Source organism: Sphingoaurantiacus capsulatus (genome assembly GCF_042648405.1).
In the GTDB taxonomy this organism is placed as follows: domain Bacteria; phylum Pseudomonadota; class Alphaproteobacteria; order Sphingomonadales; family Sphingomonadaceae; genus Sphingoaurantiacus; species Sphingoaurantiacus capsulatus.
In genome coordinates this window covers 173,673-192,717 of sequence record NZ_JBHRXV010000001.1, presented here as the reverse complement: position 1 = coordinate 192,717, position 19,045 = coordinate 173,673, and the positions used below count along the sequence as shown (strand labels likewise).

Below are 19,045 nucleotides of genomic sequence, written 5' to 3'. Positions count from 1 at the left end.
GCAAGTCGGTCACCCGCCGAAGGGCTGGCGTTGCTGCGTCGTGCGTACAGCTCGAATATCCTCCGACAGGCGTATGCGTGGAGGAGTGGGTCCCCGCCTGCACGGGGATGACAGAAACGGGGGAGGGGGCGGACCAACGCCGCCAGTCATCATTGCCGTCTTACCCCCAATCGTCATCCCGGCGAAGGCCGGGATCCATACGGCGGGCGGTCTGGATCCCGGCCTTCGCCGGGATGACGGATGGGGGAGTGGCTTGGCCCGTTACCCATCTCGCTAAGACGAGGTGAGCGGAAGAGGGGGCGGCGCAGGTCGGCGTCTGCGTGGCGCGATGCCTTACGCCACCCGCGACCGGGCCGGCGGCAACTCCACCTCGTCGCGCGAACCCCCGACCATCATCGGCCGGTTCAGCGCCGCCGACAGCCTGTCCGCCGTCCGCAGCGCCAGCGCGGCGATCGTGAGAGTCGGGTTCGCCCAGCCTGAGGTCGGGAACAGCGAGCTGCCGGCCACGTACAGGTTGGCCAGCCCATGCACCCGCCCGTCCGCATCGGTCACGCCGTGGCGCGGGTCGGCGGACATGCGGGTGGTGCCCATGTGATGATAGCCGCCGATCGGGTGCGCGCTGACCAGCGGGTCGGTGCGCCACGCCTGGGCGGGGTCGAACAGCCAGTCGGCCGGTTCGGCATGGCCGAGGCCCAATCGCTTCAGCTCGTGATCCACCGCCCACACCAGCCGCTCGACGCTGCGCTTGTCCTGATCGACGAAGCGCCAGTCGAGCTGGAGGCGCCGCATCCCGAACGCATCGCGGTCGTTCGACAGGGTTACCCGGCTTAGCGGGTTGGGCGCCTGCTCGGCGCGGACCAGCATCGTCAGGTCGAGCTGCCCCAATTTGTGCAGCGCCCACGGGCGGAACGGGTCGACCTGCCGTTGCAGCCAGCCGACCGTCTTCTTCGCATGCATCCATGCGGTGCGGCCGACCTTGGTCGGCGCGGCGTCATGTTTGATGCGGCCATAGGCGCGCATGCCCCACGACTGGCGCGCCGCTTCGGGCTGGCGGCCGACGATGGTCAGCGAGCTGTTGAGGATTTCCTCCTCCGCCTGCAGCCGTTCGGACGGCGCGATCAGCGCGGCGACCTTCCGGCCGTCGACCATATGCGGCCGCCCGAACGCCTTCAGCAGTGCCCACGGCCGGTGGGTGACGATGCGCCCGCCGCGCGCATGCGGATGCTCCATGAAATAGCGGCCGACCTGGTCATGCTGGTTGCCGAGGTTCGACGCGAGCAGCAGGCGCGGGTTCTCGAGGCCTCCGGCGGCGAGCAGTACCGCGCGCGGATAGACGATCAGCCGTCGCCCGCCCGGCGCGACCGCGGTGACGCAATTGACGGCGCGGCCGCCGCGATCGGGGATGATCTCGCTGACCGTCGCATGGGTGACGATCGTGCAGCGCGGCTCGATGCGGAGGTCGTCGCAGCTCGCATATTGGAAGCGGCTGAACTTCCCGTCGAAGGTCCACAGCCGGCCATTGAGCATGTCGCCGTCGAAGTCGGGGAAATGCACGCCGTGGGCGGCGAGATCCTCGAACCCCGGCCGGTCGCCGCCGAGGTCGAACAGCCCCCACGCGTCGTCATAATAGCGGCGCAGCTCGGCATGGCTGACCGGCCAGCCCGAATGCGCCACCCAGGGGCGGCGTTCGAGGTCGATCGGGTCGAGCTCGGCGCAGCGGCCGCCCCAGATCGCGGTGGTGCCGCCGAAGAAGCGAAGCCGCGCGTGGTCGAGCGCGTAATAGTCCTCGCCGATGTTGCGGCCGGCGTTGAGGTCGGCGCTCCACGCGGCATGGTCGGTGCCGCCCGATTCGAGCAGCATCACCCGGTGGCCCTGTGCGATCAGCCGACGCGCGGCGGTGATGCCGGCAGCGCCCGCGCCGATGATGGCAACGTCGGTATGCAGCGCCAGATCGGTCGGCGCCTTCATCAGATCGATATGCATGGCGTCAGCCCGCGGTGCTGCGGGCGAGAGCCCCGGCGACCGCATCGAGTTCGGCTTCCGGCTCGTCGCCGGTCAGCGCCAGCGCCATCTCGCCTTCCTGCCAGTAAGCGACCGCTTCCTTGCCGTCGCGCACCACCAGCGGGTTTTCGGGCGCGCCCGTCCGCGCCCGCACCGCGAACAGCGAGACGGGCTCGCCGTCGCCGCGATCGACAGTCATCTGCAGGCTGGGGCCATCGTCCGACGGGAACAGCTGCGCGTCGAGCACGCGCCAGCCGGCGGGCAGCTTCGGCATGACCAGGCCGGTCACCCGCTGCATCTCGGCGGCATCGAGGGTTGCCACCTCGGGCTGCGACGCCATGCCGGCGCGGACCAGCGCGACGCGGTGCGCCATCGCGGCCTCCGCCACATAGCGCGGCGCGGCTTCCGCCGGACTGGTCAGGCCGCCGGCCAGCTCGACACCAAGCAGCGACACCAGCGCCACCGCCGAAGCGGCGAGCGCCGTGCGAGGGGCAAGGCTCCACATCGCGCGTCGTGAAAGGGCACGGTCGAGCCGGCCGGCGACCGCCGCCAGGCGCCCGGGCACCGGGGCGCGGTCGGCGGCAAGCAGGCGAAGCGCGTCGCGGGCGCGCAGATCGGCCATGACGTTGGCGGCGGCCTGCGGGTTCGCGGCCAGCCACGCCTCCACCTCGACGCGCCGTTCGGCGTCGAGCTGGTCGTCGACATAGGCGGCGAGGTCGATCTCGCCGATCGGGTCAGGCTTGTGCATCTGGGTCTCCGACGGCGCGCAGCCGCGTGACGGGGGCAGGGAGCGTCTCACCGGCGCGCAGCGCGGCGCGCGCCCGGCTGAGGCGGGACATGATGGTGCCGACCGGCACGTCGAGCGCGACGGCGGCCTCGGCATACGAAAGCCCCTCGATGGCGACGAGGTGGAGGACGGCGCGTTGCTCGTCGGGCAGCGCGTTGAAAGCGCGGGCGACGGCGGCGAGGCGAACCGCCGCTTCCTGTCCGCCGGGATCGACAGTGGCGGCGACCAGCGCCGCGCCCTCGATCCGCCGCTTCTGCGAAGCCTCGCGGCGCAAGGAATCGATGAAGCTGTTGTGGACGATCGACATCAGCCAGGCGCGAAGCGAGGCGCCGGGGCGGAAACTCTTGTGCCGCTCGCAGGCGCGCAGCAGCGCGTCGTGGACAAGGTCGTCCGCCGCCGTTTCGTCGCGGGTCAGCGACCGGGCGTAACGGCGGAGGGCCGGTACCTGGTCGACGATGCGATGGCCGAACAAACGCGAAATCATGCAGCCTCTACGGCTGCCGATACGCCTTTATTCCGCGGGGATCAGTAGCGGCGGCGCAGATTGTTGAAATAGCGCCGGGCGAGCAGGAACAGCGCGCCGCCGGCGAGCAGCACCAGCACGACGAGCATCAGCACCCCGCCGAGGATCGCCTGCAGCGTGTCCCAGAAGCCGATCTGGGCGACCAGCAGGATGAGCAGCAGGATGATCAGAAGCGGCATCGGGCGTCCTTCGGGCGAATGGGCGATTGCCGTTCAATACGCACGAGCGGCCGATTTATTCCGTCGCCGGTTCAATCGTCCCCGCGGCCGAAGCGCAGCACGCGGGTCATCACCGTGACGAAGAAGGCGACCGTCCAGCCGAGCAGCAGCTGGCCGTTGATGCCCTCGATCGCGCCGAGCAGCTTCCAGTCGGGCGCGATGGCCGCGCTGTCATCACCGATCGTCGCGTAGCTGATCGTCGAGAAGTAGACGGCCTCGCGCAAATCGGGGATGGCGCCGAGGCCGTTGAACAGCAGCGCGTACATCCAGATCTCGACGCCGTGCAGTGCCATCAGGCCGAGCGCCAGCATCGTCGCCAGCCGCGCCCCACGCCACGACACGGGATCGAGCGTGCGATGATCCTCGCCCTGCCCGATAAGCCGCCCAAGCCCCAGCAGCCCCGCGCCGTGGACCAGCACAGTGAGCATCACCATGCCGGTGGCGATCAGCAGTTCGGTGGCGATGATGTCCATGCGAGAGGGGGGTAGCGGCTTCCCTCCTTCTCGTCATCCCCGCGAAGGCGGGGATCCAGCCGAAAGCAGATAGCGCCGGCGAAGCCGGCAAGTCGCTTGTTGTGGACTGGGTCCCCGCCTTCGCGGGGGTGACAATTTTAGAGGACGCGTCGGTGCTTACTTCTTGTCGGTCGGCGAGACCGCGNTTGCTGTGGACTGGATCCCCGCCTTCGCGGGGACGACGAGAAAAATTTGGGGTGCCAAGATATCCTGACACTGGCTGTCAGGTATCGCCCGCTAAACCGCTCTCACACCTCAAGGGAGAGCCACATGACCGACCTTATCCACACCGACCGCCGCGAAACGCTACTCATCGCGCTGGGCCTCGCCGCTGCGGCGCTGGTGCCAGCCGCCGCCGGCGCCGCGCCCGCCGCCGACACGCTCGACCCCGCCTTCGCACCGCACGCGAAGGACTGGGCGTGGCTGGTCGGCAACTGGGCGGTGAAGCACAGGAAGCTGCGCGAGCGGCTGGTGAACAGCAATCAGTGGGACAGTTTCGACGGCACCTGCACCAACTGGCCGGTGCTCGGCGGGCAGGGCAATGTCGACGACAATCTGCTCGACATGGCGAGCGGCGCCTATCGCGGCGTCGGGGTGCGGACGTTCGACACGCAAACGAAGCTCTGGGCGATCTGGTGGATCGATTCCCGCACGCACGGCGTCGGCGAGCCGGTGCGCGGCGGGTTCAGGGACGGCGTCGGCACGTTCGTCGGCGACGATGTGCATAAGGGCACCAAGGTGAAGGTGCGGTTCCGGTGGTCGAAGATCACGCCCACGTCGGCGCATTGGGAGCAGGCGTTCTCGGTGGACGGCGGGAAGAGCTGGGAGGATAATTGGCACATGGATTTCGTGCGGACGGCGTAGGGCCAACTCCTACCCGTCATACCGGCGAAAGCCGGTATCCAGCGCACCAAAGGCGCCGGCGGAGCCGGCAAGTTCTTGTCTCGCTGGACCCCGGCTTTCGCCGGGGTGACGGGGTGGAGGGCGTCAGCGCCCGCTGACGAACCCATCCAGCAGCGCCACGATCTCCGCCGGGCTGTCCTCCTGGAGGAAGTGCCCACCCTTCAGGGTGACGTGCGCCTGCCCTTTCGCCCCCGGCACGCGCTCGTGAAACACCTTTTCGCCGCCCGCCGTCACCATGTCGGCGTCGCTGAACGCGGTCAGCACCGGCTTCTCGAACCGGCTGAGCACCTCCCACGCCGCCTTGTTCTCGGCGACCGATCCATGTTCCGGCGTGATCGGCACCAGCTTGGGGAACACCCGCGCGCCGGCCTTGTAGCTCTCGTCGGGGTAGGGCGCGTCATAGGCAGCGATTTCGGCATCGGACAATTGCCGCGCACAGCCGCCGTTGACGATCATGCCGGTGGGGAACATCGGCACCGACTGGCTGAACTCGAGCCAGCGCTGGAAGCCCTCGGAAAAGCCGGTGCCGACCGGCAGGCCGGTGTTCGCCACCACGACGCGCGCGAAGCGGTCGGGGAAGGCGGCGACGAGGCGCAGGCCGATCAGGCCGCCCCAGTCCTGGCAGAACAGGGTGATGTCGCGGAGGTCGAGCTTCTGCAGCCACTCGCTCATCCACGCGACGTGGCGTTCGTAGGTGTAATCGTCGAGCCCGCCCAGCTTGTCCGACCGGCCAAAGCCGATCAGGTCGGGCGCCACCACCCGGTGCTTGGTCCTAAGCCCGGCGATGATGTGGCGGTAGAGGAAGGACCAGGACGGCTCGCCGTGCATCAGCAGGATCGGCGCGGCGTCGCGCGGGCCCTCGTCGATGTACGCGATCCGCAGCGCCGGCTCGCCGACCTCGACATAGTGCGGCGTGAACGGGAAATCCGGCAGGTCGGCAAAGGCCGCGTCCGGCGTGCGTAGAATCTTCAAGGTCGACCTCCCCAAACTATTGACACGCATTGTGCCGATAGTTTGGGGAAGGTTCAAGCCGGCTCAGACGCCGTCGAGATATTCGATCTCCGGGCGGCCGGCGAGCACCGCGCCGAGCGCCGGGCCGGCGGCCTTGAAATAGTCGGCTGCGCCATGCGCTTTCAGCGCATCCTCGTCGGCATAGAGTTCGAGCACCTTGTAGGTGTTCGGCTCGGTGCGGCTCTTGCAGAGTTGGTAAGCGTGGTTGCCCGGCTCGTTGGCGCGGACGGCGGCGGCGAGGGTGGCGAACGCCGCCTCCAGCTCGGCGCCCTTGCCGTCCTGCACCTTCAGCGTCGCGATCACTCCGATCATCAGTCTCTCCCCTTGGTTATTTGATGGCTTCGCGCACGGCGGCGACGAACTTGGCGGCTTCGAAGCGGCCGCCGCCCGGTCCCACGGCATCGAAGCCGCGGCGGACGACGATCAGCTTCTCGGACGGGATGATCACCACGATCTGCCCGCGGTTGCCCTGCATCGAATAGCTGTCGGCGGGCAGCCCGACGATTCCGCCCATCAGCCAGAATTGCGCGCCATAGCCCTCGCCGCCGGCGCGCCCGGTCGGCTGCGCGGGGGCGGGGGTGGCGACGTACTTCGCCCAGCCTTGCGGAAGCAGCCGCTCACCGTTCCACACGCCGTCGTTCTGATAAAGCAGGCCGAGCCGGGCGACGTCGCGCGCGGTCGTCCACACCTGGCTGGAGAGGATGTAATTCCCCTGCCAGTCGGTCTCGGGGAAGGTGCGGCGCATGCCGATCTTCCAGAGGACATCGGTGAACGGGAACGCCAGCGCGCGGTCGCCGTCGCCGAGCGCATGACGGAGCGCGCGGGCGGCCAGCAGCGTGTCGTTGTTGGCGTAGAGCCAGCGCGTGCCGGGCTTTGCCTCCAGCGGCATGCCGGTCGCCCGCTCGGTAACGCTGGTGCCGCCGAAATAGACGTCGTCGGTGCGGTTGCCCGCCGCCTCGCTGTAGAGGCCGCTCGCCATGTGGAGGAGGTTTTCGGTGGTGATCGCTGCGCGCGGGTCGCCGGGCGCCTGCCACTCGGGCACCGGCGCAGGCTTCTTCACGTCGAGCAGGCCCTGATGCGCGGCGGCGCCGATCAAGGTGGCGGTCAGGCTCTTCGCCGCCGACCAGGTGCGCTGCGAGACATGCTTATCATAGCCGGCGCGATATTGCTCGCCGACGATGCGGCCGTCCTTCACCACCAGCACGGCGGTGGTCTCGCTGCCCTCGCCATAGCTTTTCTTGTCGAAGGCGGCGGCCATCGTCGTCTTCAGCTTCGCGGCGGCGGCGCGCGGCAGCTCTGCCTCCGCCTTCGCATCGCCCATCGGCCACGCCTGCGCATCGACCGACGCCGGCGCCTCGACGGTCAGCCGCGGCAGCTTCGCGACATTGGCGGGGTCCGCCCCGGTCGGCAGCTGCGCGCAGCCGAGGTGCGGGCGCCACGCGGCGATGCGCGGCGGCAGCTTGTCGTCGAACGGCACCGACACCGTCTTCGCTTCGCGATCCACCGTCGCGGTCAGGGTCGGCAGGATCGGCCGATATTCGACATAGACAAGCGACAGGTCATCGCCCTCGACCTGGGCTTCGCTCAGCCCGGCGTTGAACAGATTGCTGCACAGGAACGACGCCTTGTAGCCGGCGGCGAGCGCGCGCAGGTGCGGCGTCGGCGGCTTGTCCTGCGCCAGCACGGGCGCGGCGAGGAGGGCGAGGGCGGCGAGGGGGAGGAGGGGGCGCATCATGCTGGGTGTAGAGCATGGCCGGGGGTGCGAAAGCTAACATTCTCTACCGGCCTTCCTCCGCCCCTGTCCGTCATCCCCGCCTTCGCGGGGATGACGATGAGAGAGGACTGAACCCATGTCCGCCGCGCAACCCTCCCATGCGGATTGCGAGGTGGTAGGTGCGCCATCAACCGCCTAACCTCGCCGCTCCTCGGAGGGAGCGACGCGCGGATGGACGAAGCCACGGCACGGGATCGCGCGTCATCGGGGCTGCTGCTCGGCCTCGGCGCCTATCTCATCTGGGGTTTCCTCCCCGCCTTCCTGAAGCTGCTCGGCCATGTGTCGGCGCTGGAGATTCTGGCGCATCGCATCATCTGGTCGGTGGTGCTGCTCGCCGGCACTGTCCTCATCCTGAAGCGGCAGGCGGCGGTGGTCGCCGTGTTGAAATCGCCGCGCCTCGTCGGGCTGCTGGCGATCACCGCGCTGCTCGTCGGGGTGAACTGGCTGATCTACATCTGGGCGGTCAACAGCGCGCATGTGCTGGAGGCGAGCCTCGGCTATTTCATCAATCCGCTGCTGAACGTCGCGCTCGGCATGGCGGTGCTTCGTGAAAAGCTCGACCGGGCGCAGGTGGCGGCCGTCGCGCTGGCGGCGGTCGGTGTCATCTATCTCGGCGCGGCGCAGGGCGACCTGCCGTGGATTTCGCTCGGCCTCGCCTTCACCTTCAGCCTCTATGGTCTGCTCCGGAAGATGGCGCCGGTCGACCCCGTGACCGGCCTCCTCGTTGAGACGCTGCTGATGGCGCCGCCGGCCTTGCTGTGGATCGGTTATGTGCAGGCGGGCGGGCACGGCTCGTTCGGCGTGACCCTGAGCACCGATTTGCTGCTGGTCGCCGCGGGCGGGCTCACCATGATCCCGCTGCTGCTGTTCGCCGCCGCCGCCAAGCGGCTGCGCTACGCGACGCTGGGCCTGCTGCAGTTCCTCGCGCCGTCGCTGCAGTTCGCGCTTGCGGTGTTCGCCTATCACGAGCCGGTGACGCGGGCGCACGCGGTCGCCTTCGCGTTCATCTGGACGGGCCTGCTGATCTTCGCCGCCGACGCGATCCGTGCCGAGCGCTCGCGGCGGCTAGCCAGCCTCTAGTTCAGGCAGGCCCGCGGCAAGCGCCAGCTTCACCGCCGAGGACAGGCTGCGCACCTCCAGCTTGTCCATCACCTTCGACCGGTAGACCTCGACCGTCCGCGTACTGAGGCCCAGTTGATGCCCGATCAGCTTATTGGGCAGGCCGGTGAGCATGCCCTGCAGCACCTGCCGCTCGCGCGGTGACAGCCGGCCGACGACGCCCGCCGCCTTCTCGTTGGCGGCATCCTCGGAAAGCCGCACGCCGAGCTGCGCGAAGCCCGCCTCGACGGCGTTCAGCAGCGCCTCGTTCTGATAGGGCTTCTCGATGAATTCGACGGCGCCGTTCTTCATCGCCTGCACCGCCTTACCGATGTCGCCCTGGCCGGTGAGGATGATGACGGGGAACGCCGCGCCGCGCTCCTTCAGCTGCTTCTGCGCCTCGAGGCCGGAAATGCCGGGCATGTTGATGTCGAAGATCACGCAACCTGGCTTCAGGCTGTCGACGCCGTCCATGAAGGCGTTGGCGCTGTCGAAGGTCTCGACCTCATATCCCACGATTTTCAGAAGGCGACGCGCCGAATCCCTGACGGCGTCGTCATCATCGACGACATAGACGATTTTCTCGTTCACGCTTCCCTGTCCCCTTGGGATGCTTGTTATGTATCGCGACTGTTCCCGGAAGCTAACGTGCGGGCAACCCCGGAAGATGCCCATAATGTGGTCCGATCCGGACGTGTCCATCGGGCCGGATCGGACAGGTGGAACAAGCGGATAGTGTAGAATCCCGCAATTGGTTCGAACCGGCCCCTCCCGCAAAAGTGGCGGCATAAGAAAAGGGGTTCGGGTTATGGCGTGGCAGGCAAAAAGCGGCTCGGACTTGGCGGGACAGACGATGGGCGTCGTTCGCCCGCTGCCGCCGATGCAGCCGCGCATCGCCGCCACCGCCACCGATTTCCGCGCCAACCTCAACGGTCACCAGGACCGCGTCGGCACGATGGCGAAGAAGCTCGCCGTCCGCCTCGGCTTCGATGCCGGCGCCGCGCACCGCACCGGCCAGGCCGCCGCGCTGCATGACACCGGCAAGCTGTTCCTGCGCCGCGCCATGCTCGAGGCGCCGCGCGCGCTCGACGCCGCCGAGGAGGCGGAGGTCCGCACGCACACCACCATCGGCCATGCCGCGCTCAGCCGCATGCAGGACCCCGCGCTGGCGCTTGCCGCCAAGGTGGCGCTGCAGCATCACGAGGCGTGGGACGGCGGCGGCTACCCCTATGGCCTGTCGGGCGACGCGATCTGCGCCGAGGCGCGCATCGTGGCGCTGTGCGACGTCTATGACGCGCTGCGCGACCGCCGCCCCTACAAGCGCGCCTATAGCCATGGCGAGGCGATGGCGGTGCTGACCCGCGGCGACGACCGGGTCCGCCCGTCGATGTTCGATCCGGCCGTGCTCGAAGCCGCGACCCGCGACGACGGCCGCTTCCTCGATCTCGCGGTGCGCGACGCGCGCGAAGCCGCCGCCATCACCGCCCCGGCGCCGCTGCGCCACGCGGCGTGACTACGGTAGGATGACTACTACCGTGGCTGGCCATCGGTAACGCGCAGGTGCAAAATCATGCTCCCGATCCACGGAAAGGACGGACGCATGGCCCTGCGCTCGCGCCCCATTCCGGCGTCGGCGCGCGTCTGCGTACGGCTGCCGAGATGCTGAAGACCTTCGGTTCGCGCCGAAGCGTTGCGCTGATCGTGGCGGCGCTGGTGCTGCTGGCGTCGCTCGCCGGCATCGCGCGCAGCGTGCACATCGTCTCGCGGTCGAGCGAGGCGGTGGAGAGCAGCTATCAGCAGATCGTCGCCGCCGAGAAGCTGCTCTCGCTCGCCCAGGACATCGAGACCGGGCAGCGCGGCTATCTGATCACCGGCAATCCCGAATTCCTGCGCCCCTATGCCGAGGCGTCGGCCTCGATCGGCACGCAGCTCACCCGCCTCTCGGCGATCGTCGAGCAGGACGCGCAGGGGGCGCGGCTGGCGCGCATCCGCGCCGCGATCGTCGCCAAGCTCTCGATCACCGACCGCACCATCGAACTCGCCCGCCGCGGCGATGTCGCCGCCGCGCGCGTCATCGTCGAAGCCGGCGAGGGCAAGGCGCGGATGGACGACATCCGCCGCGAGATCGGCGGTTTCCTCGACGAACAGCACGCGCTTCTCGCCGAGCGCCGCCGCCAGGCCGACGGCATCGGCAATGAGGCGCTGATCCAGGCGTTGCTCGCCGCCACGCTGACGCTCGCCGCCGGCGGGCTGATGGCGGTGACGGCGCGGCGCACCCGTGTTGAACTGACCCGCCGCACCGGCGAGGTGGAAACCGCCCGCCGGCGACTGAAGGCGACCTTCGATCATGCCGCGGTCGGCATCGCGCACCTTGCGCCCGACGGCAGCATGCTGCGCGTCAACCAGCAGCTCTGCGATATCGCGGGCCGCGACGCCGATGAACTGATCGGCCGCTGGTTCGAAACGCTGACCCATCCCGAGGACGTGCCGCGCGACCTCGCCAGCCGCCGCGACCTGCTCGTCGGCAAGACCGATAGCTACACGCTCGAACAGCGGCTGCTGCGCCCGGACGGCAGGCCCGTCTGGGCCTCGCTCAACGTCACGCTGGTGCGCGACGAGGGCGGGGCGCCCGATTTCTTCGTGTCGGTGGTGAAGGACATCAGCGACACCAAGCGCTTCGAGGCGCGGCTGCTGTCGGGCGAGGCGCAGTATCGCGCCATCCATGACACCGCGGTCGAGGCGATCGCCGTCATCGACGCGCGCGGGGTCATCCAGTCGGCCAACCCGGCGGCGGAGCGGGTGTTCGGCTACATGTCCGAGGAGCTGATTGGCCAGAATATCGCGATGCTGATGCCGCAGACGGTCGGCGAGCATCACGACAATTATCTAGAGCGCTATCGCGAGACCGGGCGCCGCGCGATCATCGGCATCGGCCGCGAGGTGCAGGGCCGCCGCAAGGACGGCAGCCTGTTCCCCGCCGACCTGTCGGTCGCCGAATGGCGCAGCGACGGCGAGACCTTCTTCACCGGCATCCTGCGCGACATCAGCGTCCGCAAGGCGCAGGAAGCCGCGCTCGCCGAGGCGGAGGCGCGTTTCCGCCTTGCGCAGGAATCGGTGCAGGCCGGCATCTGGGAAACCGATCTCACCAGCCACCGCTCGACCCTGTCGCGGGAGAGCATGCGCCTGTTCGGCTTCGACGGTTCGGCGGAAGGCCAGTTCGCACCGGGCGAATGGGGCGACCTGTTCGAGCCGAGCGACCGCACCCGCGCCAACGCCCGCTACGAACGCGCCATTGCGAACGGGGAACGCTTCGACGCGCTGCTGCGCGTGCCGCTGAAGAAGGGCGGGCTGCGCTGGATTCAGATTCTCGGCCAGGCCGAATATGATGCGGCCGGCAAGCCGCTGCGCATGATGGGGCTGACCATCGACGTCACCAGCCGCCGGCGCGCCGAGGAAGCGCTGCGCGACAGCGAGGAGCGGCTGCGTGTCCTCCAGAACGACTTCGCGCACCTCGCCCGCGTCAACGAACTGGGTGAGCTGGCCGCCGCCATCGCGCACGAGATCAACCAGCCGCTGACCGCGATCAGCAACTATCTGAACGTCGGCCGTTTCGCGCTCGACCATTTGAATGGCGGCGCCGACGATACCGAGGCGCTGGAGGAAGCGTCCGAGGTGATGGGCCTCGCCTCCGATCAGGCGGTACGCGCCGGCGACATCGTGCGCCGCCTGCGCGAATTCGTCGGCAAGGGCACCGGCGCCCGTCAGCGGGAGGATGCCGACGACCTTGTCGACAGCGCGATGGCCTTGTCGCTGGTCGATGCCGACCTGTCGGGCATTGATGTCGCGCGCGAGCGGGGCGCGGCGAATGCGATCGTCGAAGTTGATGGCCTGCAAATCCAGCAGGTGCTGGTCAATCTCCTACGCAACGCCATCGACGCACTTGTCCAGATGCCGACGCTGTCGCAGCGATCCTTGCGCGTCGCCACCCGCCTCGTCGACGAGGGCGAGAGCGTCGAGATCGAGGTGCGCGACAACGGCCCCGGCATCGCGCCCGACATCCGCGAGCGGCTGTTCGAACCGTTCGTCACCTCGAAAGCGCACGGCATGGGCATGGGCCTGTCGCTGTCGCGCCGGCTGATCGAGGCGCACGGCGGGTCGATCGAAGTGCAGAGCGCGCCGGGCGAAGGGGCGGCCTTCCGCTTCCGCCTTCCCGCGCAGCGGCAGTCGGAGCCGGCGAGTGCCTGACACGGCTTTTCTCGATTATGAGCACGTCGCCGTTGTCGACGACGACGAGGCGGTGCGCTTTTCGACCGCGCGGCTTTTGAAGCGCAAGGGCTTCGTCACCCATGTGTTTACCGGCGGCGAGATGTTCCTCGGCGAAGGCCTGCGCCAGCGCTTTGACTGCATCCTGCTCGACGTGCGCATGCCCGGCATCGACGGGCTGGGCGTGCTGCGCGCGCTGAAGGCGCAGGCAGGGCATGTCGCGCCGGTCATCATCCTCACCGGCCATGGCGACGTGCCGCTGGCGGTCGAGGCGATGAAGCTCGGCGCGCGCGACTTCATCGAGAAGCCCTACACGCCCGACACGCTGTTCCAGAGCATCCGCAACGCCATTGACGGGCTGCCGCCGCCGAGCTTCTGAGGTTGCGCTTGGCGCGCGCGCCGGGCATCCGGCAGCGCATGACGCTCGAAACCGCCCGCGCCTGGCTCGCCGCCAACGCGCCCGACCTTCCGATCATCGAAACCACCGACCGCACCGCGACCGTCGCGGAGGCCGCCGCCGCGCTCGGCGTCGAGCCGGGACGCATCGCCAAGTCGCTGGCGATCCGGGTGAAGGACCGGCTGCTGCTGGTGGTCGCCCGCGGCGACGCGCGGCTCGACAATATCAAGTGCAAGGCGGCGTTCGGCGACCGCCCGCGCATGCTGGGGCCGGAAGACACCTTTGCCGCCACCGGCCACCCCGTCGGCGGCGTCTGCCCCTTCGGCCTCGCCACGGACCTGCCGGTCTATATGGACGAAAGCCTCAAGGGTTATTCGACCGTCTACCCCGCCGGCGGCTCGCTCAACACCTCGGTGGAAGTCACGCCGGAGCGGCTCGCCGAGCTGGTGAGCCGCGGCTGGGTCGATGTCTGCAGATTGCCGGATTAGAGGGCGCCGATCTTCCTCCGCGTGCCGGGGAGGATNCCCGCGCCCGGGGGGGGATGAGCGCGGCCCGACTTTTTGTTGGTCTGGGTCCTTCGGGGGGATGAGGAACCGAAACCGATGTCCGGCAGAGCGGGGGGCTTGGATGCCGGACATAGAGTAGAACCATCGACCTGAAAGTGGGTTCCAGCAGTCCGACGATTTTTTCGCGGCCTGGAATCAGGCGCTGCAGCCGCCCTTGGCGCCGTCGCCATTTTCGACCTGCAGCGTCACATGGCCGATGCCGAATTTGGCGCCCAGTTCCTCGCGCGCGTCGAGGATGAAGGCGTCGTCCACGTCAGCGCCGGGGCGGACGAGATGCGCGGTCAACGCCACCTCGGTGGTGCTCATCGCCCAAATGTGCAGGTCGGTGATCGCGCTGACGCCGGGCAGGGCGGCGAGATACGCCTCGACCTCGTGCCGCTCGATATGTTCGGGCACCGCGTCGAGCGCCAGCGCCACCGATCCGCTCAGCAGCCCCCAGGTGCCGATGGTGATGACCACCGCGACGATCAGGCTGACCGCCGGGTCGATCCACAGCATCCCCGTCGCCTGCATCGCGAAGGCCGCGATGACGACGCCCGCCGACACCGCCGCATCCGCCGCCATGTGGAGGTAGGCGCCGCGGATGTTGAGGTCGCTCTTGCGGCCCGAAAAGAAGAACCAGGCGGTCGCCGCGTTGATCAGGATGCCGATGCCGGCGACGATCATCACCGTGCCGGTCTCGACGGGGCGCGGCTCGCTGAACCGCCCGACCGCTTCGGCGACGATCACCCCGACCGCGACGAGCAGCAGCACCGCATTGGCGAGGCTGGCGAGGATCGAGGCTCGGCGGAAGCCATAGGTGTAGCGCCCGGTCGGCCGCCGCCGCCCCGCCCAGGCCGCCGCCCAGGCGAGCACGAGGCCCAGCACGTCGGACAGATTGTGGCCGGCGTCCGCCAGCAGCGCCAGCGAGCCCGAGATCAGGCCGTAGGTCGCCTCGACCGCGACGAAGGCGAGGTTGAGGCCGATGCCGATGGCGAAGGCGCGGTCGAAATTGGCGGGGGCGTGCGCATGGCCGTGGTCATGGCGGTGGCCGTGCCCATGGTTATGTCCGTGATGATGATGACCCGCGCCCATGGCCTACAATCCACCCTGTCGCGGCTGCAGGGTCAAGCGCTTGGCGGAAGATCGGTGTAGGCGATGTTGCCGCTGACGATCAGCCGGCGCTCGTCCCTGTTCGGCAGCGCCTCGTGCGGCATCGCGCCGGGGAACAGCACGCAGCGGCCTTTCACCGGCTTCACCTTGAACGCGCCATGATCGACGTAGGGAAAGCCGACATTGTAGAACATCGTCGCCGCCGATTCCTCGGTGCAGTCGATGTAGAAGACGAAGCTGTAATTGTCCCGATCGGTCGCGTGGACATGGACGGGGTGGTAGGCGCCGCGCTCATATTTCTGCACCCACATCTTCAGCACGCTCATCCCCGATTTCTTCAGCAGCTTGCCGACGCTGATGAAGAACTGGTCCACGCAGGCCATGGTGAGGCGGTACAGCCGCTCGTCGGCGTCGTGATGGAAGCTGGTTTCGGCATGGTCGATGCGGTCGAGCCGATAGCCGTGCACATAGGAGTCGAGCTCGGGCGAGACGGCGAGGTCCTGGTAGAACAGGCTCTCGACGAAATCGTACCGCTGGATTTCCCCCGCCATCGTCGGCCGCCTCTGTTGCGAATGCTTCGCTGCGACTGTTAGCGGGGCTGCGGAGGTTCGGCCAGTATCGCCTGCGCGCAAGTGTAATGAGATAATATTCCAGTCATGTTATAATATTCGCAAGTAAAAACCACGCACTTGTGGACTGCGCGAAGTTGTTCTATCGCCTGCATCATATTCTTCGGTAAGGGGCGGCAGATCGTGCGGCGCGGCGGTGACTACAGGATCGGCGATCTGGCGCGCGAGATGGGGATCAGCGTCGAGACGGTTCGCTATTACGAGCGCATCGGCCTGATGCCGCCGCCCGCGCGCACCGAGAGCAACTACCGCAGCTATGCGCCGCTGCATCTGTCGCGCCTCAACTTCATCCGCCATGCGCGCAGCCTGGGGTTTGAGATCGGCGAGATCCGCTCGCTGCTCGATCTGTCCGCCGAGCCCGCCGCCGACTGCGCCACCGCCGACCGCATCGCCACCGGCCACCTCGCCGCCGTCGAGGCGAAGATCGCCGGCCTCACCGCGCTACGCGACGAACTCGCCCGCTTCGCCGGCCAGTGCCGGGGGAGTGGGACAGCGGCGGACTGCCTGGTGCTGGAAGTGCTGGGCGACCACGGGCGCTGCGCGGGCGAGCATCGGGCTTAAGGCCAGCACACCCACCACCTCGTCCACGCACAATCCGTCATACCGGCGAAAGCCGGTATCCAGTCGGCGGTCGGTCTGGATACCGGCTTTCGCCGGTATGACGGGAGGGGGATTTCATTTCATCGTCACCCCGGCGCAGGCGGGGGTCCATACGCCGAAGCGTCGGCGGTAATGGATCCCTGCCTGCGCGGGGATGACGATGATGGGTGGGCGGCGGCGAAGCGCGAGTTCGCCGCTCGCAACCTCGTTCCATTACGCCCCGTAATTAACACAGGTTAGTCTGCCCCGGTCCCTGTGCGATCACGCCTGCGATCAACTCACAGGAACGCCCCTTGCCCTCACGCGTCTGGCAGCCGCCCAACTCGCTCCTGACCCGCCGCCAGCGGCTGGTGGAGCGTGCCTATCGCGAGATCGAACTGGCCCGCCGCGCGCCCGACCGCGAAGCGGTGATCGAGCATTGCAAGCAGGCGGCGGTGTTCATGGAGGAACTGGCGGACCTGATCCGCCGGCACGGCACGCCGCCGGTGGAATCTAGTCCCGCCTCCAGCGCCGCCATACCAGTTCGCTGACCAGCGCATTGAACGGCGGCGTCGTGAGCTTTAACAGCCGCTCGCCGCCTTCATCCACGAACGACGCCCAGCGGGTCAGCGTCATGCCGGTCCAGTTGGGAAAGAGCGCGCTTTCCACCCGGTGCTCGACCTTGTCGCCGTCGATCGACCAGGTGCCGGTGTAGGCGACATAGCTCATCGCCGCTTCCGCCCACTCGCGCGGGTCGGCGCGCCAATAGGCATCGGGCAGGGTGGTCAGCGGCGTGCGGGTGCGGCGGCTGAGCGTCGCCGACACGCGGCCTTCGGCGCCATATTGCAGCCAGCCGACGGCATCCTTGCCGAACGGGTAGATCGTCTCGCTGCCCTGCGTCCGCGTGTAGCGCACCAGTTCCCAACTCCCGACCACATCGATCGCCGCCGGCTGCCCGACCAGCCTGTCCGCCAGCTCGTCAGGCACCTCGATCTCGAGGTCGAGCACCGCCGAACACAGCGCCTTGCCATAGACGTCGATGGCGAGGCTGCGCGAGACGCCACCGCCCAACGCGCCCTCCAGCACGAAGTTGAGCGCGCCGATCGCCGGAATCGCATAGCGCCTCACCGGGCCGGTCACCGCCGCGCCATAGCGTTCGGCGACGCGCGCCTCGGTCACCTGTTCGACGAGCAGCGGGTAGAGCGCATCGTCATAGGCGATCACGGAAAGCGTGCTGCTATTGCCCTTGTCGCCGGAGCGGACATGGGCGACGTGGCGGAGGGGTGTGCGCATGCGGATCAGGCCTCGAACCAGGTGACTTTATGGGGGACGGCATCGCGGGCGACGAGCGACGAATGGATGCCGATGACCTCGCGCACCCGCTCGCCGAACGGCATGCGCTTGCCCGTCATGCCGACGCCGCCGACCGCCATGCTGTCGACCTCGCGCCCGACTTTCGTCGCCTCGGCACGGGTCTTGGTGCGGGCGGCGACACGCAACGCCAGTTCATAGGGGACGGGGGTGTTCGATGGGGTGGCCGCGCCGTGCAATGCGTCGATGCCGAGCAGGTCGATGCGCAGTTCGTCGGCCTGCAGCCCGGCCATCCGGTAGCGCTCCTCGAGAATCTTCCGCCCGAGTTGCGCCCGCTCCAGCGCCCCGGCGCCGGCGAAGAAGAAGATATCCTCGCCGATGAAGCCTTCCGCGCAGCCGATCGACACCTTCAGGGTTTGCGGCCGCAGCTTCCCCGAAATACCGGCGACGCGCACCCGATCGGGACCAACCTGCGTCAGCTCGACGGTCGAGAAGTCGACCACCACGTCGGGGGTCAGATAGGCCGCCGGGTCGAACACCTCATAGAGCATCTGCTCCTTGACGGTGCGCAGGTCGATCGCGCCGCCGGTGCCGTCGAGCTTCGACAGCACCGCGCTGCCGTCGGCTGAGACCTCGGCGATCGGGTAGCCGAGGTTCCACGGCTCGGGCACATCCTTGAAGCCGGGATCGGGGAAATAGCCGCCCGTCACATGCATTCCGCATTCGAGCAGATGGCCAAGGCCGTGCGCCTGCCCCAACTTGTCCCAGTCGTCGAGCGACCAGCCGAATTCATGGATCAAGGGCGCGGCGAACAAGGACGGGTCGGCGACCCGCCCGGTGATGACGATTTGCGCGCCCCCCGCCAGCGCCTCCAATATGCCGGCGACGCCAAGATAGACCTCCGCGGACACCATCGTCTCGCGAAGCTCGGCCACCGGCCGGCCCGTCTCCATCACCGTCTGCGCGAGGTCCATCACCCGGTCGGTGATCACCGCGCCGCTGACCGCCGCCACCTTCACGCCGGCCGCGCCGAGCCTGCGCAGATGCGCGACCGCCAACTCGGCCGCGCCCTCCGGGTTGATCCAGCCCTGGTTGGAGACGATCCGCGTGCCGCGCTTCAGGCAGGCGGGCAGCACCGCCTCCAGCCGCTCGCCGAGATAGGAATCGAAGCCGCTAAAATCGGGCTCGCGTCGCTTGCGCATCTGCGCGGCCGACATCGTCACCTCGGCCATCGTCTCGAAGCACAGATAGTCGAGGTCGCCGCGCCGGGCGAGGTCACCCGCCGGCTCGATCCGGTCTCCCCACCACGCCGAGCCGCCGCCGATCCTGATGCTGCGCATAAATCTCCCCGCGCCGCCTCATGCCGACGGCGTTGCGGGGA

Annotated in this window: 21 protein-coding genes; 8 read left to right on the top strand and 13 right to left on the bottom strand. The window is 68.5% G+C overall.

Annotated features, from left to right (window positions below):
* Positions 1–333: 333 nt before the first annotated feature.
* From ACFOMD_RS01005 to ACFOMD_RS00985, 5 genes are all read right to left on the bottom strand, one after another.
* Positions 334–1,983 carry an FAD-dependent oxidoreductase gene (locus tag ACFOMD_RS01005; RefSeq protein WP_380855439.1) on the bottom strand — a complete coding sequence of 550 codons (1,650 nt, stop codon included), beginning with the start codon at positions 1,981–1,983 and terminating at the stop codon, positions 334–336.
* Positions 1,984–1,987: 4 nt separating this feature from the next.
* A complete protein-coding gene (locus tag ACFOMD_RS01000) occupies positions 1,988–2,749 on the bottom strand; it encodes an anti-sigma factor family protein (protein WP_380855436.1) in 762 nt (253 codons plus the stop codon).
* Positions 2,736–3,272: a sigma-70 family RNA polymerase sigma factor gene (locus ACFOMD_RS00995; RefSeq protein WP_380855433.1), complete on the bottom strand. Its 537-nt coding sequence runs from the start codon at positions 3,270–3,272 to the stop codon at positions 2,736–2,738. The genes ACFOMD_RS01000 and ACFOMD_RS00995 overlap by 14 nt, the downstream gene beginning before the upstream one ends.
* 41 nt (positions 3,273–3,313) lie before the next feature.
* Positions 3,314–3,490, bottom strand: coding sequence for a hypothetical protein (locus ACFOMD_RS00990; RefSeq protein WP_380855430.1), 177 nt, complete (start codon positions 3,488–3,490; stop codon positions 3,314–3,316).
* Positions 3,491–3,561: 71 nt separating this feature from the next.
* Positions 3,562–4,002, bottom strand: a complete 441-nt coding sequence (locus ACFOMD_RS00985) for an ion channel (protein ID WP_380855427.1) — start codon at positions 4,000–4,002, stop codon at positions 3,562–3,564.
* Positions 4,003–4,311: 309 nt separating this feature from the next.
* Between ACFOMD_RS00985 and ACFOMD_RS00980 the strand changes: the two genes are divergently transcribed.
* Positions 4,312–4,905: a DUF1579 domain-containing protein gene (locus ACFOMD_RS00980; RefSeq protein ID WP_380855424.1), complete on the top strand. Its 594-nt coding sequence runs from the start codon at positions 4,312–4,314 to the stop codon at positions 4,903–4,905.
* A 123-nt stretch (positions 4,906–5,028) separates the two neighbouring features.
* On the opposite strand, the gene ACFOMD_RS00975 is transcribed toward ACFOMD_RS00980, so the two are convergent.
* The 3 genes from ACFOMD_RS00975 to ACFOMD_RS00965 all read right to left on the bottom strand — a co-directional run bounded on the left by ACFOMD_RS00975 (position 5,029) and on the right by ACFOMD_RS00965 (position 7,690).
* A complete protein-coding gene (locus ACFOMD_RS00975; protein WP_380855421.1) occupies positions 5,029–5,916 on the bottom strand; it encodes a haloalkane dehalogenase in 888 nt (295 codons plus the stop codon).
* A gap of 63 nt (positions 5,917–5,979) precedes the next feature.
* Positions 5,980–6,267 carry a putative quinol monooxygenase gene (locus ACFOMD_RS00970; protein ID WP_380855418.1) on the bottom strand — a complete coding sequence of 96 codons (288 nt, stop codon included), beginning with the start codon at positions 6,265–6,267 and terminating at the stop codon, positions 5,980–5,982.
* 16 nt (positions 6,268–6,283) lie between these two features.
* Positions 6,284–7,690, bottom strand: a complete 1,407-nt coding sequence (locus ACFOMD_RS00965) for a serine hydrolase domain-containing protein (protein WP_380855415.1) — start codon at positions 7,688–7,690, stop codon at positions 6,284–6,286.
* A gap of 210 nt (positions 7,691–7,900) precedes the next feature.
* Between ACFOMD_RS00965 and rarD the strand changes: the two genes are divergently transcribed.
* A complete protein-coding gene (gene rarD, locus ACFOMD_RS00960; RefSeq protein ID WP_380855412.1) occupies positions 7,901–8,809 on the top strand; it encodes an EamA family transporter RarD in 909 nt (302 codons plus the stop codon).
* On the opposite strand, the gene ACFOMD_RS00955 is transcribed toward rarD, so the two are convergent.
* Positions 8,795–9,418 carry a response regulator transcription factor gene (locus ACFOMD_RS00955; RefSeq protein ID WP_380855409.1) on the bottom strand — a complete coding sequence of 208 codons (624 nt, stop codon included), beginning with the start codon at positions 9,416–9,418 and terminating at the stop codon, positions 8,795–8,797. The genes rarD and ACFOMD_RS00955 overlap by 15 nt on opposite strands.
* A gap of 217 nt (positions 9,419–9,635) precedes the next feature.
* On the opposite strand from ACFOMD_RS00955, the gene ACFOMD_RS00950 reads away from it, so the two are divergent.
* From ACFOMD_RS00950 to ACFOMD_RS00935, 4 genes are all read left to right on the top strand, one after another.
* Positions 9,636–10,340, top strand: coding sequence for an HD-GYP domain-containing protein (locus tag ACFOMD_RS00950; protein ID WP_380855406.1), 705 nt, complete (start codon positions 9,636–9,638; stop codon positions 10,338–10,340).
* A gap of 146 nt (positions 10,341–10,486) precedes the next feature.
* Positions 10,487–13,072, top strand: coding sequence for a PAS domain S-box protein (locus ACFOMD_RS00945; RefSeq protein WP_380855403.1), 2,586 nt, complete (start codon positions 10,487–10,489; stop codon positions 13,070–13,072).
* The gene (locus ACFOMD_RS00940) at positions 13,065–13,469 is read left to right on the top strand and encodes a response regulator transcription factor (RefSeq protein WP_380855400.1); all 405 of its coding nucleotides are present in this window, start codon (positions 13,065–13,067) and stop codon (positions 13,467–13,469) included. The genes ACFOMD_RS00945 and ACFOMD_RS00940 overlap by 8 nt, the downstream gene beginning before the upstream one ends.
* 38 nt (positions 13,470–13,507) lie before the next feature.
* On the top strand, positions 13,508–13,975 hold the full coding sequence (locus tag ACFOMD_RS00935) for a YbaK/EbsC family protein (protein ID WP_380856687.1): 468 nt from the start codon (positions 13,508–13,510) through the stop codon (positions 13,973–13,975).
* A 213-nt stretch (positions 13,976–14,188) separates the two neighbouring features.
* Here ACFOMD_RS00935 and ACFOMD_RS00930 read toward each other — a convergent pair whose 3' ends face one another.
* Positions 14,189–15,127 (bottom strand): cation diffusion facilitator family transporter, encoded by a 939-nt coding sequence (locus ACFOMD_RS00930; RefSeq protein WP_380855397.1) that lies wholly within the window; start codon positions 15,125–15,127, stop codon positions 14,189–14,191.
* A gap of 32 nt (positions 15,128–15,159) precedes the next feature.
* Positions 15,160–15,696: a 2OG-Fe(II) oxygenase gene (locus ACFOMD_RS00925; RefSeq protein ID WP_380855394.1), complete on the bottom strand. Its 537-nt coding sequence runs from the start codon at positions 15,694–15,696 to the stop codon at positions 15,160–15,162.
* A gap of 201 nt (positions 15,697–15,897) precedes the next feature.
* Here ACFOMD_RS00925 and ACFOMD_RS00920 point away from each other — a divergent pair, with 201 nt between their 5' ends.
* Positions 15,898–16,335 carry a MerR family transcriptional regulator gene (locus ACFOMD_RS00920; RefSeq protein WP_380855391.1) on the top strand — a complete coding sequence of 146 codons (438 nt, stop codon included), beginning with the start codon at positions 15,898–15,900 and terminating at the stop codon, positions 16,333–16,335.
* A 332-nt stretch (positions 16,336–16,667) separates the two neighbouring features.
* Positions 16,668–16,904, top strand: a complete 237-nt coding sequence (locus ACFOMD_RS00915) for a hypothetical protein (protein WP_380855389.1) — start codon at positions 16,668–16,670, stop codon at positions 16,902–16,904.
* Here the strand turns inward: ACFOMD_RS00915 and ACFOMD_RS00910 are convergent.
* Both ACFOMD_RS00910 and ACFOMD_RS00905 read right to left on the bottom strand, forming a co-directional pair.
* Complete coding sequence (locus ACFOMD_RS00910) at positions 16,867–17,646, bottom strand: AtuA-related protein (RefSeq protein ID WP_380855387.1); 780 nt, start codon at positions 17,644–17,646, stop codon at positions 16,867–16,869. The two genes, ACFOMD_RS00915 and ACFOMD_RS00910, sit on opposite strands and share 38 nt — an antisense overlap.
* Before the next feature lie 5 nt (positions 17,647–17,651).
* A complete protein-coding gene (locus tag ACFOMD_RS00905) occupies positions 17,652–19,004 on the bottom strand; it encodes an acyclic terpene utilization AtuA family protein (RefSeq protein WP_380855385.1) in 1,353 nt (450 codons plus the stop codon).
* Between the last annotated feature and the right edge of the window lie 41 nt (positions 19,005–19,045).

Excerpts from the sequence above, each read along its gene's own strand:
- ACFOMD_RS01005 (WP_380855439.1), bottom strand. The coding sequence starts at position 1,983 with ATGCATATCGATCTGATGAAGGCGCCGACCGATCTGGCGCTGCATACC.
- ACFOMD_RS01000 (WP_380855436.1), bottom strand. The coding sequence starts at position 2,749 with ATGCACAAGCCTGACCCGATCGGCGAGATCGACCTCGCCGCCTATGTC.
- ACFOMD_RS00995 (WP_380855433.1), bottom strand. The coding sequence starts at position 3,272 with ATGATTTCGCGTTTGTTCGGCCATCGCATCGTCGACCAGGTACCGGCC.
- ACFOMD_RS00990 (WP_380855430.1), bottom strand. The coding sequence starts at position 3,490 with ATGCCGCTTCTGATCATCCTGCTGCTCATCCTGCTGGTCGCCCAGATC.
- ACFOMD_RS00985 (WP_380855427.1), bottom strand. The coding sequence starts at position 4,002 with ATGGACATCATCGCCACCGAACTGCTGATCGCCACCGGCATGGTGATG.
- ACFOMD_RS00980 (WP_380855424.1), top strand. The coding sequence starts at position 4,312 with ATGACCGACCTTATCCACACCGACCGCCGCGAAACGCTACTCATCGCG.
- ACFOMD_RS00970 (WP_380855418.1), bottom strand. The coding sequence starts at position 6,267 with ATGATCGGAGTGATCGCGACGCTGAAGGTGCAGGACGGCAAGGGCGCC.
- ACFOMD_RS00965 (WP_380855415.1), bottom strand. The coding sequence starts at position 7,690 with ATGATGCGCCCCCTCCTCCCCCTCGCCGCCCTCGCCCTCCTCGCCGCG.
- rarD (WP_380855412.1), top strand. The coding sequence starts at position 7,901 with ATGGACGAAGCCACGGCACGGGATCGCGCGTCATCGGGGCTGCTGCTC.
- ACFOMD_RS00950 (WP_380855406.1), top strand. The coding sequence starts at position 9,636 with ATGGCGTGGCAGGCAAAAAGCGGCTCGGACTTGGCGGGACAGACGATG.
- ACFOMD_RS00945 (WP_380855403.1), top strand. The coding sequence starts at position 10,487 with ATGCTGAAGACCTTCGGTTCGCGCCGAAGCGTTGCGCTGATCGTGGCG.
- ACFOMD_RS00935 (WP_380856687.1), top strand. The coding sequence starts at position 13,508 with ATGACGCTCGAAACCGCCCGCGCCTGGCTCGCCGCCAACGCGCCCGAC.
- ACFOMD_RS00930 (WP_380855397.1), bottom strand. The coding sequence starts at position 15,127 with ATGGGCGCGGGTCATCATCATCACGGACATAACCATGGGCACGGCCAC.
- ACFOMD_RS00925 (WP_380855394.1), bottom strand. The coding sequence starts at position 15,696 with ATGGCGGGGGAAATCCAGCGGTACGATTTCGTCGAGAGCCTGTTCTAC.
- ACFOMD_RS00910 (WP_380855387.1), bottom strand. The coding sequence starts at position 17,646 with ATGCGCACACCCCTCCGCCACGTCGCCCATGTCCGCTCCGGCGACAAG.
- ACFOMD_RS00905 (WP_380855385.1), bottom strand. The coding sequence starts at position 19,004 with ATGCGCAGCATCAGGATCGGCGGCGGCTCGGCGTGGTGGGGAGACCGG.